General features: G+C 76.4%; 1 protein-coding gene. It reads right to left on the reverse strand.

Going from position 1 to position 501, the window contains the following annotated elements:
* Window positions 1-134: 134 nt before the first annotated feature.
* A partial coding sequence (locus tag LQ51_RS12235) for a substrate-binding domain-containing protein (RefSeq protein ID WP_046565265.1) occupies window positions 135-501 on the reverse strand: 367 nt, incomplete at its 5' end.

Genomic DNA, 501 nt, shown 5'->3' on the forward strand with positions numbered 1-501 from the left:
GGATCGCCGCCGGCGACCTGGACGGCGCCCCGCTGGCCGCCGGCATGCTGTCCCGGCACCGGGAGTCCCATCGGTAGGGTGCCGCCGCGGGTCCCCGGGCTGGCCACCCACCCGGTCGCTCACCACAACGGCCGTCACCGGCCGGCCGGGGCCGTGCTGTCCCGCACGGTCAGCCGCGGTTCCAGCAGCGTCACCTGCGGTACCGGCTCCTCCCGCAACCGCCGCATCAGCAGGGTCACCGCCTGTCGGCCCACCTCCTCGGCCGGCACCGGCACCGAGGTCAGCCCGGACTGCTCGGCGAACTGGTCGGGGCAGATCGCCACCACCGACACGTCCTGCGGCACCCGGCGGCCCAGCAGCGGCAGGCTGGCCAGCACCGGCCCCACCGCCGACTCGTTCTGCACCACGAGGGCGGACACGTCGGGGTGGCGTTCCAGCAACTCCGCCAGGTCCCGGCGGACCGCCGCCGGACCCTCCTCGACCGGCAGCGTGACCGCCTCG

Origin of the sequence: Micromonospora sp. HK10 (assembly GCF_000982955.1) — a bacterium.
Classification (GTDB): Bacteria; Actinomycetota; Actinomycetes; order Mycobacteriales; family Micromonosporaceae; genus Micromonospora.